The organism is Dyella silvae (assembly GCF_026421305.1).
GTDB lineage: Bacteria > Pseudomonadota > Gammaproteobacteria > Xanthomonadales > Rhodanobacteraceae > Dyella > Dyella silvae.
Map to the genome: position 1 here is coordinate 290,578 of NZ_JAPJBQ010000005.1, position 12,756 is coordinate 303,333.

General features: G+C 63.8%; 14 protein-coding genes and 1 riboswitch. Of the genes, 8 read left to right on the forward strand and 6 right to left on the reverse strand.

Annotated features, from left to right (window positions below):
- The first annotated feature begins 98 nt into the window (after nt 1-98).
- A complete protein-coding gene (locus OQE56_RS13965) occupies nt 99-692 on the forward strand; it encodes a malonic semialdehyde reductase (protein WP_267225214.1) in 594 nt (197 codons plus the stop codon).
- A 57-nt stretch (nt 693-749) separates the two neighbouring features.
- Nucleotides 750-1,343 carry a YceI family protein gene (locus tag OQE56_RS13970; RefSeq protein ID WP_267225215.1) on the forward strand — a complete coding sequence of 198 codons (594 nt, stop codon included), beginning with the start codon at nt 750-752 and terminating at the stop codon, nt 1,341-1,343.
- Nucleotides 1,344-1,435: 92 nt separating this feature from the next.
- Here the strand turns inward: OQE56_RS13970 and OQE56_RS13975 are convergent, their stop codons facing one another.
- On the reverse strand, nt 1,436-2,047 hold the full coding sequence (locus OQE56_RS13975) for a Yip1 family protein (RefSeq protein ID WP_267225216.1): 612 nt from the start codon (nt 2,045-2,047) through the stop codon (nt 1,436-1,438).
- A gap of 171 nt (nt 2,048-2,218) precedes the next feature.
- Here OQE56_RS13975 and OQE56_RS13980 point away from each other — a divergent pair, with 171 nt between their 5' ends.
- From OQE56_RS13980 to OQE56_RS13995, 4 genes are all read left to right on the forward strand, one after another.
- Nucleotides 2,219-2,425 (forward strand): zinc-finger domain-containing protein, encoded by a 207-nt coding sequence (locus OQE56_RS13980; protein WP_267225217.1) that lies wholly within the window; start codon nt 2,219-2,221, stop codon nt 2,423-2,425.
- A gap of 97 nt (nt 2,426-2,522) precedes the next feature.
- The gene (locus tag OQE56_RS13985; RefSeq protein ID WP_267225219.1) at nt 2,523-3,650 is read left to right on the forward strand and encodes a glycosyltransferase; all 1,128 of its coding nucleotides are present in this window, start codon (nt 2,523-2,525) and stop codon (nt 3,648-3,650) included.
- Between the two features lie 136 nt (nt 3,651-3,786).
- Nucleotides 3,787-5,064, forward strand: a complete 1,278-nt coding sequence (locus tag OQE56_RS13990; RefSeq protein WP_267225221.1) for an O-antigen ligase family protein — start codon at nt 3,787-3,789, stop codon at nt 5,062-5,064.
- Nucleotides 5,054-5,830 carry a glycosyltransferase family 2 protein gene (locus OQE56_RS13995; protein ID WP_267225223.1) on the forward strand — a complete coding sequence of 259 codons (777 nt, stop codon included), beginning with the start codon at nt 5,054-5,056 and terminating at the stop codon, nt 5,828-5,830. Before OQE56_RS13990 ends, OQE56_RS13995 begins: the two co-directional genes overlap by 11 nt.
- Before the next feature lie 36 nt (nt 5,831-5,866).
- On the opposite strand, the gene OQE56_RS14000 is transcribed toward OQE56_RS13995, so the two are convergent.
- A complete protein-coding gene (locus OQE56_RS14000; protein ID WP_267225225.1) occupies nt 5,867-6,781 on the reverse strand; it encodes a VirK/YbjX family protein in 915 nt (304 codons plus the stop codon).
- 69 nt (nt 6,782-6,850) lie between these two features.
- Nucleotides 6,851-7,768, reverse strand: a complete 918-nt coding sequence (lpxL, locus tag OQE56_RS14005; RefSeq protein WP_267225227.1) for an LpxL/LpxP family Kdo(2)-lipid IV(A) lauroyl/palmitoleoyl acyltransferase — start codon at nt 7,766-7,768, stop codon at nt 6,851-6,853.
- Nucleotides 7,769-7,896: 128 nt separating this feature from the next.
- Here lpxL and waaA point away from each other — a divergent pair, with 128 nt between their 5' ends.
- Nucleotides 7,897-9,174, forward strand: coding sequence for a lipid IV(A) 3-deoxy-D-manno-octulosonic acid transferase (gene waaA, locus OQE56_RS14010; protein WP_267225229.1), 1,278 nt, complete (start codon nt 7,897-7,899; stop codon nt 9,172-9,174).
- A 66-nt stretch (nt 9,175-9,240) separates the two neighbouring features.
- On the opposite strand, the gene OQE56_RS14015 is transcribed toward waaA, so the two are convergent.
- The 3 genes from OQE56_RS14015 to OQE56_RS14025 form a co-directional block, all read right to left on the reverse strand.
- Nucleotides 9,241-10,572 (reverse strand): TolC family outer membrane protein, encoded by a 1,332-nt coding sequence (locus OQE56_RS14015; protein ID WP_267225230.1) that lies wholly within the window; start codon nt 10,570-10,572, stop codon nt 9,241-9,243.
- A gap of 27 nt (nt 10,573-10,599) precedes the next feature.
- Entirely contained in the window at nt 10,600-11,259 is a 660-nt protein-coding gene (locus tag OQE56_RS14020) for a protein-L-isoaspartate O-methyltransferase family protein (RefSeq protein ID WP_267225231.1), read from the reverse strand.
- A 165-nt stretch (nt 11,260-11,424) separates the two neighbouring features.
- Complete coding sequence (locus tag OQE56_RS14025) at nt 11,425-11,760, reverse strand: hypothetical protein (RefSeq protein WP_267225232.1); 336 nt, start codon at nt 11,758-11,760, stop codon at nt 11,425-11,427.
- A gap of 99 nt (nt 11,761-11,859) precedes the next feature.
- Here OQE56_RS14025 and OQE56_RS14030 point away from each other — a divergent pair, with 99 nt between their 5' ends.
- A complete protein-coding gene (locus tag OQE56_RS14030) occupies nt 11,860-12,510 on the forward strand; it encodes a TetR/AcrR family transcriptional regulator (protein ID WP_267225234.1) in 651 nt (216 codons plus the stop codon).
- 65 nt (nt 12,511-12,575) lie between these two features.
- A riboswitch (TPP riboswitch) is annotated at nt 12,576-12,670 on the forward strand.
- Nucleotides 12,671-12,756 lie beyond the last annotated feature (86 nt).

The window sequence follows — 12,756 nt, forward strand, 5'->3', positions numbered from 1 at the left end:
GAGCGGTACAGTTCGTTTCATTCGCCTGGGTCCTGTTTCCCTGCGCCCGCCCTTACACTTCGTAGCCGTTGCCGGCTCACTTTTACCAAAGGATACCCATGAGCGAGATGCTTTCCGAGGCCGCCCTCGACCAGTTGTTCCGCACCGCCCGCACCTTCAATGCCTGGCTGCCGAAGGAAGTAAGCGATGCCCAGCTGCATCAGCTGTACGAACTGGCCAAGTTCGGCCCGACCAGCGCCAATTCCTCGCCGATGCGTGTGGTGTTCGTGAAGTCGAAGGAGGCCAAGGAAAAGCTTTCGCCGTCGCTGTCCGAGGGCAATCGCGCCAAGACCATGGCGGCGCCGGTCACGGCCATCGTGGCCACCGACTACGCCTTCTACGACAAGCTGCCCCATCTGTTCCCGCATGCCGACGCGCGCAGCTGGTTTGCCGGTAATCAGCCGCTGATTGATGTCACCGCCTTCCGCAACGGCTCGCTGCAGGGCGCTTACGTGATCATGGCGGCCCGCTCGCTGGGTCTGGACTGCGGCCCGATGTCCGGTTTCGACAATGCAGGCGTGGATGCGGCGTTCTTTGCCGGCACCACGGTCAAATCCAATTTCTTGATCAACATCGGTTACGGCGATGCCAGCCGCGACCTGTTTCCGCGTAGCCCGCGCCTTTCGTTCGACGAAGCTTGCCGTATCGCTTGATCACCCGTTGCCTGCGGCCCACCCCCGCAGCTCCCCCTATCACTGGAGATTCAAAACATGCGTTCTTTCCGTTACCTCCTTCTCGCCGGTCTGATGACCGCCGCCATGGCCACCCAGGCCGCCCCGGTGACCTACAAGATGGATCCGGGCCACACCCTGGTGCTGTTCTCGTGGAACCACTTCGGCTATTCCAACCCCACCGCCAACATCGGCCTGGGTGACGGCACGATCGTGTTCGATGACAAGGATCCGTCCAAGTCATCGGTCAACGTGACGCTGCCGCTGGCCGACCTCGACACGCACGTGTCCAAGCTGGACGAGCATCTGAAGAAGCCGGACTTCCTCGACGCCGACAAGTACCCGACGATCACCTTCAAGAGCACCAAGGTGCAGGCCGAGGGCGGCAACAAGTACAAGGTGACCGGCGACCTGACCGTGCACGGCGTGACCAAGCCGGTGACGCTGGACGCGACGCTCAACAAGAGCGGCGAGCACCCGATGCTGAAGGTGCCGACCGTGGGCTTCGATGCCGTCACCACGATCAAGCGCTCGGAATTTGGTGTCGGCGCCTACGTGCCGAACATCAGCGATGACATCAGCGTGCGCATCACCACCGAAGCCTCGGTGCCGAAGACCGAAGCGACCAAGTAAGTCCCAACGCTGGGCAAGGAAGGAGCCCGCACCTCTGGTGCGGGCTTTTTCTTTTTGAGGTCTGAGCCTTGCGACCCGCAGCGTAGGGAGTGTCATCTCGCGGCATGCATGCCGCCGAGTGCCGCGGTACCGATCAAGCCCGTCATGATGATCCAGATAAGCCAGATGAGCGCGATGACGATGAGCAGGGTCACCGCCGTATAGCCGCCCGCCCGGCCTTGCGGGCAGCGCATGGTGTGCGGCAGGCCGAGATACTGCAGACAGATGCCATAGATGAGTCCGGCGATGGCCACTAGCCCGCCCAGCCACGGGATGATGACGGCGATGCCTGCGACCCAGCCGGCCGTCCAGGCGTAAGCCACCGTCTTCAATGCTTGCACGGGGTCTTTCTGGCCACCGAAGGTCGGCGCGAGTGCGTTGACGATCAGCGCCACCACATAGGTCATCGCCAGCGTCAGCAGGTAGTGGAGGATCGCCCCTGCCAGACCTGCCCCCAGGCCAGTGCGCACGTACATGCCATGGCCGCCATAGCCGATCAGGCTGCCCCTGAGAAAGTGGGCAATGACCGGCAGAGCGGCAACGATCAGGATGTAGTGGCGGAACAGGCCGCCCATGGTGGCGGGTTCGGCGGCGATCACCGGCCACTCGGTTTTCGGTGAGCGGAGGATGGCCTTGATGCGGCTGATGATTTTTCCGAAGTCCATGACAGTCCCCTGGTCAGGATGGGCGTGGACCTTTGGATGCTCATCCCGCCCGGGTCCGGCGGACACTAGCCGTACGGCTGACCTCCCCGGTGAACGTCCCCCGCAGCCGTCCCGCGGTGGCGGGCTGGTTTGCTAACATGAGCGATTCGGTGTCTTGATGGAGTTTCCCCCATGTCGCGTTCCCCTGCGGCTGCCCCGCTGATCCCGGCGAATGCCGAAAATCGTTATGAAGTGACGCGCGCGGACCTTCCGTTGTCCTGTCCGATGCCGGGCATGGTGCTCTGGAACTCCCATCCGAAGGTCTATCTGCCGATCGTTGAGGACGGCGGCGAGTCCACATGTCCTTATTGCGGCGCACGTTACGTGCTGCGGGACTGACTTTTCGATCATCGGTTACATTTGAAACATACTCTGTCGCCGGTTTCGGCACGATTGCTGCTTGCCTCTAGGGATGAAGGCACCTTTTGAACAAATCATGTCAGCAGTCGCGACACCAGCGCGGTCCCTGACCGTGGTCCAGCTGATCCCCGCCGTCCATTCGGGCGGGGCGGAGCGGTCTGCGCTGGAAATCGGGCGGGCGCTGGTGCGGGCGGGGCACCAGTCCATCGTGATTTCGGCCGGTGGGCGCATGGTGTCGCAGCTTGAGGCAGAAGGTAGCCGGCATATCACCCTTGATATTGGCCGCAAGTCGCTGAGCACGTTCATGAAAGTGGGCGCGCTGCGGCGGCTGCTGCGCGAGCTGAAGCCGGACATCGTGCATGCGCGTTCGCGCCTGCCTGCGTGGTTGGGCTGGTGGGCCATCAAGGGGCTCAAGCCCGCGCCGCATTTTGTGACCACGGTGCACGGGCTTAACTCGCCCGGGCGCTACAGCGCCATCCTGCTGCGGGGCGAACGGGTCATCGCGGTGTCGCAGACCCTGCGCGATTTCATGCTCAGCCACTACGCGTGGTTGGAGCCGTCGCGGGTGAGGGTGATTCCCCGCGGTATCGATCCGGATGCTTTTCCGTACGGGCATCGCCCGGACGACAACTGGCGCAAGGCGTTCTTCGCCGAGTTTCCGGCCCTCGCTGGTGGTCCGCTGCTGACCTTGCCGGGTCGCGGCACCCGCCTGAAGGGACATCACGACGCCATCGAACTGGTGGCTGAGCTCAAGCGTCGGGGTATCGATGTGCGCCTGCTGTTGCTGGGCGCCATCGAGCCGGGCCGCGAAGCCTATGTGGCCGAGCTGCGCGAGCTGATCCATGCCCGTGGCCTGGAAGGGCAGGTGGTGCTGACGCCACCCCGCAACGACGTACGGGATATCTACGCCATCTCGTCCCTCGTGCTGCAGCTGTCGAACAAGCCTGAGTCGTTCGGCCGTACCGTGATCGAAGCGTTGTCGTTGTGCCGCCCGGTGCTGGGCTACGCCCATGGCGGCGTGGGCGAGCTGTTGGCCGAGTTGTATCCGGCCGGCCGTGTGCCGCCGTCCGACCGCGAGCGGCTGGTGGAGCGCGCGGCCGAACTGCTGCGCGTGGCGCCGCCCATTCCGATGCTCCAGAGCTATCGCCTCAGCGACATGCAGCAGGCCACGCTGGCGCTTTACGACGAACTGACCGCGGCCTGAGCGCTCGCCGTCGTGCCGGTGGTTTGAGGCCGGCTTCTGTTCCTGACGGATCTCACTTCCTGATGCCCTCGCCAGGGCCGGTTTGCCGCGGGCGGCAGCGCCTACAATGCGCGGGTCATCCGCCATACCGCTACGCATGAATTCATTTGCTGCTTTCCTGAAGGCCGCCCTGCGCTCGCCCTTGCTGCCGTTCTGGCTGGTGATCGCCCTGTTGCCGGTCGGGCGCAGCTCCGAGCTGGGCACGTTTCTTTGCCTGATTGGCGTGGTGTTGCTGTTCGCGCGTCATCCCTCGGCGCTTGGCGAGCATGCGGGGGCGCGATTGCTGCTGTGGCTGCTGGGAGCGTATGTGGCGGCTGCGCTGTTCTCCGCGGTGGATTCGGTGGCACCAGCCAAGAGCTGGTCGACCGTGGCGTCGCTGTTGCGCTACGTGCCGCTGGGCCTCTACGCCTGTTTTGCGATCCGGCGCGAAGACCGGCTGCATGCGCTGTACATGGCGGTAGCCGTCGTCGTGGCGTTTTGGGCACTGGATGCGTGGGTGCAGGCCCTCACCGGCTGGAGCCTGGGTGGACGCGCGGAGCCGGAACGCATCTCGGGTATCTTTGGCGCCACCAATCTCAAGCTCGGCCCCACTCTGGCGGTGCTTTCGCCGTTTGTTTTGTGGGCAGCGCAACGGCGCTGGGGTCTCAAGGGATTGCTGCTTGCCTTTGTCTTTCTGCTGGGGCCGGTGCTGTTGTCGGGCTCGCGCGCTTCATGGCCGTGCTACGCCTTGGTCGCCCTCGGTTTTGCATGGCGCGTCGCCGGGTCGCCGCTGCGTTTCGTTGCTATCGCCGGTGTCTCTGGGCTAGCCGTGCTGGTCGGCGGTAGCGTGGCGTGGAAAACCTCAGAGCGTTTCCATCAGCGCATGGAGCGCACGCTGCAGGCAATGCATGGATCGGATCAATCGCTGGATACCGCACTCAGCGGGCGCCTGGATATCTGGCGTACCAGTGTGGCGATGTTCGAAGCCCATCCCATCAACGGCGTCGGCGTGCGTGCATATCGTTACGCCTATCCGTCGTTTGCTCCCGCCAATGATCATTTCGTGGTGTCGGAGGAAGCGTGCGGTGTAGGCGAGGGCGCCTGCCACGCGCACCAATGGGTGCTGGAGGTGCTGACGGAAACCGGCACGCTCGGCCTGCTCTGTTGGTTGGCCGCGATCGTAGTGGCGGTGCGGGCATGGCGCCGGGTAGGTTCGGCGGCTCGTTCGCGTGCCTTTCCCGCAACGTTGGCACTGGGCGTGATGCTGTTTCCGCTCAACACGCATCTGGCCTTCTATTCGGCGTGGTGGGGTTTGCTGTTCGCCTGGTTGCTTGGCTTGTGGTGTGCCGCGCTGTACGTCTTTCCGGCGCCACAGGGAGACGCGCATGAAGCGTGAGCCGCTGTCGGTGGTGGTGATCACCTACAACAATGCCGACACGCTGGATGCCTGCCTGAGCCGGGTCGAGTGGGCGGATGAGATCGTGGTGCTCGACTCGGGTTCCACCGACGATACGGTGGCCATCGCGCAGAAGCATGGCGCGCGCGTGGCGGTCCATCCTTTCGATGACTACGGCCCGCAGAAGCAGCGCGCGTACGACATGGCCAGCAATGACTGGATCCTCAATCTGGATGCCGACGAACTGCTTTCGCCGGGTACCCGCGAAGTGATCGAGCACGCACTGGTGGCGCCTCGCCACGCAGGATTCCGCTTGCCACGTCGCGAGCGCATGTTCTGGACGGTGCAGCATCGCTGGAGCTGGCGCAACGGCCATCTGCGCCTGTTTGATCGCCGGCGCGGCGGCATGAACGATGTCGAAGTGCATGCGGCCGTCGAAGTGCGCGGCCCGGTGAAGACCTTGTGGCGTGCGGATTTCATCAACGACGGTGATGGTGATATCGCCACCCGCGTTGAAAAGATCAATCGCTACACCACCGGCATGGTGACTTACAAACTGCGCAAGCGGCAGCGCTTCACCGGCCTTCGTATGGTGTTCTACCCGCCGGTGTTCTTCCTGCGGCAATACATCGGCAAGCGCTACTTCCTCAACGGCTGGGCTGGCTTTATTGCGAGCGTTACCGGTGCATTCTATGCGTTCCTCAAGTACGCGAAGCTACATGAGGCGCGTGAACAAGCGGCGCGACGGGACGGAACGCGCCGCTGATGTGCCCTATCGCGTTTTGAATAACGCGAGGGTTTGTCAGGCAGCTTCCGCGAGCGTGATTGGCTGACCATCCAGCGCGGCGAGCAGTTGCGCGCAGGCATCGCGACGCAGCTGTTCGCGGCGACGGAAAGCGGAGCGATGCTTGCTTTCCACTTGCGACTCGTCGCGCTCGGGTTCGGCGGTGGGCAACTCGAAGAAACCATCGGGCTGGAGCACGCCCTGGCAGTCTTCCCAGAAGCTGTCGTAGTCGGCCTTGATCTTGTCCGACTCGCCGGCGAACGGATGGGCAAGGTTGCTGACGCCACGAATTCGCTGCGCGCCGGTAAACGAGCCGAACGCCAGCAGTAGCGAAAACACCAGGTTCTTGGGACGCAGGCCGTAGCACTGCTTGGTGAGCTCCCGCACTGCCTCACGGCCGAGTTCGGCTGCGGCACCCTGCAGGCAGCCGATGAGCAGCGTGCGTCCCTCATCGCCGATGCTGAAGATCGCCGACGAAAGGAGTTGTCCCTGTGTGTTGGCCAGGCACAACGACAACTCACCCTCGCGGCTGCGGCCGGTGGGGCGGCGCAGCTCGAGCAGCAGCTCACTGCCGTCCTTCAGAGTGAGTGTGCCGAAGGTGCAACGGCCATGGAGATAGACCGCGTCGACCAGCTCCGCCGGAAGGCGGTTGAAGGCGAACCGGAAGTGCTGGCTGATGATCGCCATGCGCTGCGCGAGACTCGCGCGGCGATTGATGTAGTGATGGTGCCAGCGCTCATGCAAACGCGGATCGTGCGCGAGAATGGCGGTGAGGCGAGGCGAGCCATACAACTCTTGCAGCCACGCGGACTGACGCCGTGCCATGCGGGCACTGCGGGCAACGTATTTGAGGCCGGAGGCGAGACGCTTCGGAAGCGAGCCGCGCCAATCACGGCGTGCGCGCAAAGAGCGCATAAACAGCCGAAGAGTCATGTACGGGCGGGTTGTCGGGGAGAGCGCTCTGCAGCTTACAGAGGCTCACTGACGCCGACCTGTCTTACATCAATAGATCGATGGGCTGCCTTCAGGCCGCGTTTTGAAGCGCTTGTGCACCCACAGGTATTGCTCGGGTGCGGCGCGCGCCATCTCTTCGATACTTACATTCACGCGCGCGGTGTCTTGCAGGGGATCGGCGCTTGGAAAATCCTGCAGCGGCGCGCCGAGTCGTAGCGCATAACCGGCGTTGCCCGGCAGACGGCGATGAAAGAATGGAATCACCACCGCGCCGGAGAGGCGTGCGAGATGATGGGTCGCCGTAATGGTCGCTGCCGGCACGCCGAAGAACGGCACGAATACGCTGTCCTTGCTGCGCATGTCCTGGTCGGGGGCATACCACAGCGTGCCGCCGCCGCGCAGATACTTCACTGTGCCGCGAATGTCGTCCTTGTCGAACATCGCCTCGGCATAGTCCAGCCGCGCCCGCAGCACGGCCCACTCGAATACCGCCGAATCCATCCTCCGATACATGCCGGAGATGCGGATGCGCTGCGAGACGAGGCGCGCGCACAACTCGAGATGCGAAAAGTGCCCACCGACGAGTAGCACGCCTTTGCCCTGGGCGCGCGCGGTTTCGAGATGCTCCAGGCCTTCGATCGTCACCGGCACGTTGGTAATGGCGCGCTCGCTGCCCATCCAGCCCAGGGCGAACTCCATCATCATCAGGCCAATGTCGCGCAGGTGTGCGTTGACCAGCTCGGCCTGCTCGGCTTGAGAGAGCTCGGGGAAGCACAGCGCGATATTCGCCTCGGCGATGTGCCGGCGTGGCGAAGGCACGCGTTGCACCAGTTGCCCCAGTCCGCGCCCCAGACCCATCAGCCAGCGCCGCGGCAAATGCGCGACCAGCCAGATCACACCGGCACCGAGCCAGGCTGGCCAATGCTGAGGTGCGAGGAGGGCTCGGGTGAAAGGGGGGCGCGACATGCCAGGCATCGCCCGCATTGTAGGGAACAAGCCAAAACGAGGCGAGTCACGCCCGCCCGCCATGGCGTCGCATGCCGGCCCATGGGGCGGGGTTCAAGCGCCGCCGATATACTGGCGCACCGCCGTCGATGGGCCCGCCGTTGCGCTATCTCTACACCCTTGCCATGTACCTGGTGACGCCGCTGATCGTGCTGCGTCTGCTGGCCCGTGGCGTACGTTATGGCGACTATCACAAGCGCTGGCGCGAGCGCTTCGGGTTTTTCGAGGCGAAAGGCATCACCGGCAGCCTGTGGGTGCATGCGGTTTCCGTCGGCGAGGTCAATGCCGCGGAACCCTTGATAAAGGCTCTGCAACGCGACTATCCCAACGCGCCGCTGGTCGTGACCACGGTGACGCCCACCGGATCGGAGCGCGTGCGCCAGTTGTTTGGCGACAGCGTGTTCCATGTCTATCTGCCCTATGACTTGCCGTTCTCGGTGTCGCGATTTTTCAAGCGCGTGCGCCCGCGGCTGGCGGTCATCGTCGAAACCGAGATCTGGCCGAATCTGTATTTCGCTTGCCGCCGTCGTGGTGTTCCGTTGATGATCGTCAACGCGCGCCTGTCCGAGCGTTCGATGCGCGGTTACAAGCCGATGGGCGGTCTCGTCGCCAGCGCCCTCGGTTGCGTCCGGCAGATCGCTGCGCAATCGCGCACCGATGCCGATCGCTACCGCGAGCTGGGCGCGGATCCCGAAAAGATCGTGGTGACGGGCAACCTGAAGTTCGACATGCCGGTGCCGTACGACGCGGAACTCAAGGGCGACGAGCTGCGCGAGCAGTGGGGCCGGCTACGTCCCGTGTGGATCGCGGGCAGCACGCACGAGGGCGAGGAGCTGCCCGTGCTGGAAGCGCATCTGGAAGTACTCACGCGCTGGCCAGACGCGCTGCTGCTCATCGCACCGCGCCACCCCGAGCGCTTCAAGCTGGTAGAGAACTCGGCACGCAGCCTCGGATTCACGGTGGGTACGCGCAGTGCCGATCGCGTGCCCTCGTCGGCGCACCAGGTGTTCGTGATCGACGCGATGGGCGAGATGATGCCGTTCTATGCCGCGGCGGATCTCGCATTCGTAGGCGGCAGTCTGGTGCCGATCGGTGGGCACAACGTGCTGGAACCGGCCGCACTGTCGACGCCGGTATTGGTGGGGCCGCATACCTTCAATTTCGAAGAGATCACGCTCACCCTGATCCAGGAGGGCGGTGCGGCACGCGTCCCATCCGCCGATGAGCTGGGTGCGGCCGTGCTGCAGTTACTGCGCGATCCGCCGCGCCGGGAAAGCATGGGCCGCATCGCGCGCATTGTGTTCGACAGCGAACGCGGTGCGGTCAAGCGCGTGATGGGCATGATTGACAGCCTGCTGCAGGAATAGACCCCGAGAAACGACAAGGCCGGGACTCGCCCGGCCTTGTCGCTTGCAGCATTGATCGATACGCCGTTACTGCAGCATCGTGTTGACCAACTCCATGTCCTTCAGGTCGATGGAGCCAGCGGACTGCTTGAGCTGAAGCTGGTCGAGCACCAGTGCATGACGCGACTGCGAGTAGCTGCTCTCGGCCTGAGTCAGGGTCTGAATGGCGTTGAGCACATTCAGCATGGTCTGGGTGCCCACGTCGAAGCCGGCACGGGTGGCTTCCAGAGCCTTCTGGCCCGACTCCACCGAGGCCTTGTTCGCTTCCACCTGGCTGATGCCCGACAGCACCGAGCGGTAGTAGTTGAGCGTGTTGCGCACGACCTGGCGGCGGGTCGACTCCAGCGAATCCTGTGCTTCATCGCGCTGGTAGATCGACTGGCGAACGCGCGATTGCGTGGCCCCACCGGAGAAAATCGGGATGTTCACCGACAGACCAACCGTGGTGCCGTACTGGCCGTTGCCGCGCAAACCTGCGGCGCTGGCCTGCTCGAACCACGTCGTCTCCTTACCGCGCGACACAGTGGCATTGAGCGTAGGCAGGTGTCCCGCACGGGCGGCATCGATGCTGTGCTCGGCCGCTTCGACGTTGTACTGGTAAGCCTGGATGGTGGCATTGGACTTCAGTGACGCCTGCACCCACGCGTCCGGATCGGCAGGGTTGGGCGGCGCGAGCGGCAGATCCTCACGCAGCTTCTTGAGGTCGGTCACCGGCCTGCCGGTGATCTGCGTCAGCGCTTCCTTGGCGTCATTGAGCGTGTTCTGCGCTGCAATGGTCTGCGCCTTGGCCAGCTCGTAATACGACTTCGCCTGATAGACGTCGGTGACGGCCGACAGGCCTACCTTGAAGCGCTGGTCGGCCTGATCATAGGCCTCCTTGTAAGCGTCTTCGTTGGCCTTGGCGAACACCAGCGCATCCTGGCTGGTCAGCACGCCGAAATAAGCCGTGGTGACGCGCACGTAAAGGGTCTGCAAGGCGGCTTCGTAGGTAGAGTCCTGTGAAGAAGCCTGCGAGCGGGCTGCTGAGAGGTTGGCCCACTGGCTCAGGTCGACGATCGACTGGTTCAGCGTGGCGCTCACCTGACGGGTACGCGAATGGCCATTACCCTGAATCGCGCCGGAGGCGACGCTATTGCCAGTCTCCTGCTGCGTCAGGCCAAAGCTGCCATTGAGCTGCGGGAGCATGACCGCACGCGCCTGGGCAACGCCTTCACCGGTAGCAAGACGGGTAGCTTCCGCCTGCGACAGCACCGGATCGTTGGCGCGGGCTTCTCGGTATGCATCCAGCAAGTCCTCGCTGTGGCCGGCCAGCGGGAACGCCGACAGAGCCAGGGCAAGGGTCAGAAGCTTCAAGCGCATGGGTTGCCTCATCATTGGGGAATGGGGTTAGAAAACGAAGCGACGCGGCGGTTCGGCGTGCTTCAGGTACGGCAGGTCGGTCTCGAACAGAGACTCTTCGCGATAGCGGCCGTTGCCCTCATGGGTCAACAGCACCACCTGCTGCACCGGGGATTCGCCGCGCACCGCCAGCAGGCGGCCGCCTGGCTTCAGCCAGGACAGGAAGCGCTGCGGAATCTGATACACGGCGCCAGAAACCACCACCGCGTCGAACAGGCCGGCAGGCTGCCAGGCCGCGACGGCCTCGCCCACTTCGAGCTTGGCATTGGTGATGCCGGCGTGAGCCAGGCGCTCAGTAGCCGTGGTGATGAAATCAGCATGGATATCCAGGCTGGTGACGTGCGCCGAGAGCTTGGCCATGCAAGCCGTGAGGAAGCCCGAGCCAGTGCCGATTTCCAGCACCTGATCGGTCGGCGAGAGTTCCAGCGCCTGCAGCACGCGGCCCTCAATCACCGGCTTCATCATCACTTCGCCGTGACCCAGCGGCAGGCACAGATCGGCAAAGGCCAGCTTGCGGTGCTCCACAGCAACGAAGTCCTCGCGGCGCACGGTGCCCAGCACGTCGAGCACGCGGGCATCCAGCACCTCCCAGGGGCGCACCTGGTTCTCCACCATGTTGACTCGCGCCTGTTCGAAGTTCATCGCCATCTTGCTAAGTCCCAGTTCGGATCGAAAAAAAGGCTAAAAAGGATAAGCGCTTAGCCATCTTCCGACAATGTGCAAAGCCTGCGGCCTGGTGCCAACCACACGAAGTGCCGGAAGTCACCGCGCTTGGTTGACGGAAGTCATGCGCAGCGCGGTGTCCGCGGACAGTCAGGCGCTTCGCCGATGGTTTCGCACGTAGACGACAGGCGTATTGCCGGGCAGCCGCGCCAAGGCATCTTGCACCGCCTGATGCAACGAGGCGTCAAGGCGCTGAATACGGTCCATGGGAGACATCTGGCCGCGACTCTGTGCAGCCACTTCCAGCCAGGCCAGCCAGCGTGCCAGACGGCCACGCTCGAAGCCATCCAGGCCTGGCAGGGCAGCACGGGCGGCAAACGCCAGCTGGCGCGCCCCGGTCTGGCCCAGTTCGAGCCAGGCGGACACGGCGCGCTGGGCGCGGCGGTATGCCGGACTGAGGGAAAGTTCTGCGATAGTGGTGGACATAAGGTGAGCCGTTGTATCGTGGCCGTGGAAAATAACTAAACCGTCGCGTATACTAAACTCGCGTTACCCATTTGTGAAGCCATTTGTGAAGGTATAGCCATGAGCACGATCCCGCAGACCAAGCCTCAGGGGCCCGGCCGTCCCAAGGACATGGAAAAGCGCGCGGCGATCCTTGAGGCCGCCAAGGCCCTGTTCATCCGCAACGCTTTTGCTGGCACCAGCATGGACGCCGTGGCGGCCGAAGCGGGGGTGTCCAAGCTCACGGTCTATAGCCATTTCGGCGACAAGGACAACCTGTTCCGCGAGGTGATCCGCGCCCGCATCCAGGACCTGATGCCGGAGGACACCTACCAGTACGTGGCCCACGAAGACATCCGGGTCACGCTGGAACGCATTGCCTTGCACCACGTGCGGCTGGACTGCGACGTGCAGAACGTCGGCACCTTCCGCGCCATCCTTAGCGACTGCCGCCAGGGCAATCCCCGCTACGGCAAGCTGCTGTGGGAAGAAGGCCCGGACCGCACCAATGGTCTGATGAAACGCCTGCTGCAACAGGCGGTTGACGACAGCCGGCTGGATATTCCCAACGTGGCGCGCGCCGCAGGGCAGTTCATTTCCCTGATCAAGGGCGAAATGCTGATGCGCCGCATGTTCGGCTGCGAGGAGTGCGCCCAGTCCTACGCTGCCGAGCTGGAGCAGACTGCCCGTGACGGCGTGGACATGTTCCTGCGGGCCTATCTGCCTCGCTAAGCCGCCTTCGGAACCCGGAAAGGCCGTCGCACTCGCGACCGACCCCGCTTCGTGCTCAAATAGCCACCTTGAAGCGGGGGTGCCGGTAATTGCCGGCTGAGAGAGTCCCTTCGAACCTGATGCGGCTAGTACCGCTGTAGGGAGCTTCGCCGCACGGGATTGAATCCGTGCGTCCGGCGCCGTCGCTTCTGTTGTTGGTCTGCGAATCCATTCGCAACACCCCGTACATCCTTGTGCGGACTCTTC